A 2,736-nucleotide genomic window follows, 5' to 3' on the forward strand; every position below is an offset into this window, starting at 1 on the left:
AGCGCGGTCAATCCAGTAAAGAAGTGGGCAGATCCCATGGCCACCGGCGGGCAGTTTTACTGGCCATCAGTGGGCAATTCCGTGGCCGCCTATGGGCAGTTTTTCATGGCCGCTGACACTTACGGGCGGCCTTGGACTGAGACCGTCCCGCGGAACGCTTTCGGCCTGCCTATGGGCAGACCGGTAAAGGAGGCAAAATCCGCTAGGCTGACACCAATAGGCGAAGATGAACGGGTAATCAATCCCATGCCTGGCCCGCCCGCCCGCCCCAGATAATTCTGATAGAAACGGATGACGTTCAATGGACCTCTTTTTGGCTGCCGTTACCCACGACGGTACCAACTGGTTCGTCGTGATTCCCATTTTGATATTGGTGCTTGCTGTAGGTGGCACATTAGCGATCAAGAATTTGCGTAGGAAGTAGTGATCGCAGGATGAAACCTGTATCCAGAAGTGCGAAAAAATGGCTACTTATGTGCATCTCCGTGGGCTTAGCATGCCTTGTCGTGACCTTGATCGCCCAGATTGTTGCTGTAGACCCGGGATGGGGTTACACGCTCGGGGGAGTTGTTATCGCCTCCATCATGCTCGTGACGGTCAGTAGGAGTGAAGTACGGGACGGGTGAGTCTGATTCCCGAACGAATCCAAAGGGTGCCTAACAGCGAAATTCTGGCTACTACCAATCTTCAATCGGCTTCCCGTATCTGTGTGTTGCGGTTAGGGATCGGCGGATTCAAGCGGTCATTGCAACAGGAGTCCTTCGATCAGTTCGATCGGCTTCCTGAACTCTAATCGTTTGCGTGGCCGGTCGTTGAGTTCGGCGGCGACCCAGTCGAGGTCTGCGGCGCTGTGGATACTCAGGTCGGTGCCTTTGGGGAAGTACTGCCGTAACAGACCGTTGGTGTTCTCGTTGATGCCTCGCTGCCACGGAGAGTGCGGGTCGCAGAAGTAGATGTCGATGCCGGTATCGACCTTCACGGTCTTCCAGTCCTGCATCTCAATGCCCTGGTCCCAGGTCAGCGAATGTCGCAGCGCGTCGGGGAGCGTCTTGATCTTAGCGGTCAACGCATCACGCATCTGCTCGGCCTTGTACCCGTCCGGCAGGTGCACGAGCATGGTGTAGTTGGTGGTCCGCTCCACGAGAGTCCCGATCGCGGTTTGGTTACCTTTACCGATGATCAAATCCCCCTCCCAATGCCCAGGCACTGAACGGTCTGCGACCTCGGGCGGACGCTCGGAAATGTTGATCATTTCCGGGATTCGGTTCTTGCGCTGCCCAGTCTTCCGGCTGGGATGCCGCACCGCCCGTCCGGTGCGCAGACACAAGGTCAGATCCCGCTTCAGCGCCCCACGAGACTGCACGTACAGGGACTGATAAATCGTCTCTGGTGACACCCTCATCTCCAGCTCATCGGGGAACTCAACCAGCAGGCGTCCCGCGATCTGCTCGGGTGAGTACTTCTTCTTCAGGTCGTCCTCCACCTTCCCACGCAGCACGAGGTTCGTGTGCAGTTTCGCCGGTTTCGGGCGTGATGCCCGCTCGTACGCCATCGCGTGGGCAGAGGTGGCACGATAAGACGACCCGGCTTTGGTGTTGCGCCGCAGCTCCCGGGAAACGGTCGAAGCCGACCGCCCAATCGCTGCACCGATCTGCCGCAGGGAACATCCCTGGGCGCGCAGCACTGCAACCTCCTCACGCTGACCGAAGGTCAAGCACCGGCCCTTCAGATACCGGCCTCGGCGTGGACGTACACCACCGGCCTCCATCAAGATTCTGCGCCCGGTCCGCCGGCTCGTATTGATCGGAACCACGGCATCAGTGATGAAATCACCGGCCTGCATGCCAGCCCAAAACAGCTGCAAAAGATCCGGCCTTACATAAATTGAATACCCCGCCATGACAACACCCATCTGCTAAGTGTTGCAATCACCGCAAGAACCCAAGGATCCCTAACCGCGAGACGTCCCCGACCCGCCCGACAGAGTTTGACGCAGTCTATGCGCAGGGCGATGCCCGCACCTCACTCGGCACCGTTTCACCGCAGGGTGAGGCTTTAGCCCTCTAGAATCTTGCTAACGCTACAAGTAGATATTTCAGGATGGAGTTATTCGTGTTTCCCAAAAGAGGGCAAGTGTGGACCTATCGTGAACGAACGAGGTTCCTATCATTTATGTGGACCATCCCCGCCCTAGGATTTACAATTCTGGGTTTATACCTCGGAGTCACTGACGGAAGCTGGACGGTACTGGTTCTCGCAGTCGTTCTTCTAGGATTCATCGGAAGTTTCTTTGCTATAAATGAGCGCAAGTACCGTGGTGAACCCTGATTTTGGCCAGACCGCGCTTATTCGCGTCCTCGCTCGACGAATAACCCTTTCTCCCCGGGGTTGGTCTTGCTTCTGATGACAGTTGTCGGAATGATCACCCAAGAACGACGGCGGCGTATTTGACTGCTCGATGGACCATTGTCCCGTGATCTTGCATGAAAGGTGTCGCGGTGAGGGATCGCTGAATAGGACGACGGGACCGCCAACTGAAGCTGCGTTTAACCGCCATTCCTGGCTAACAGTCACAGCGATGCCAGGTTTCATATGGGATTTTTGGTGGCGGGGGAGTCCAGTAACTGTGTTGCGGTGGGGGATCCCCATACGGGGCGGGTCAGTATGAACATGATGCGGCTTGCGCCCGTTCACGAGCGTCTCACCGGATGTAGAGCCTGCTTGTCAAGGGAGTTG

General features: G+C 56.9%; 1 protein-coding gene. It reads right to left on the bottom strand.

Annotation, left to right across the window (positions count from 1 at the left end; genetic code table 11):
* Nucleotides 1–742: 742 nt before the first annotated feature.
* Nucleotides 743–1,912: an IS30 family transposase gene (locus tag IWX64_RS16710; protein ID WP_442859071.1), complete on the bottom strand. Its 1,170-nt coding sequence runs from the start codon at nucleotides 1,910–1,912 to the stop codon at nucleotides 743–745.
* Nucleotides 1,913–2,736 lie beyond the last annotated feature (824 nt).

The organism is Arthrobacter sp. CAN_A212 (assembly GCF_015752345.1).
Lineage (GTDB): Bacteria > Actinomycetota > Actinomycetes > Actinomycetales > Micrococcaceae > Arthrobacter_D.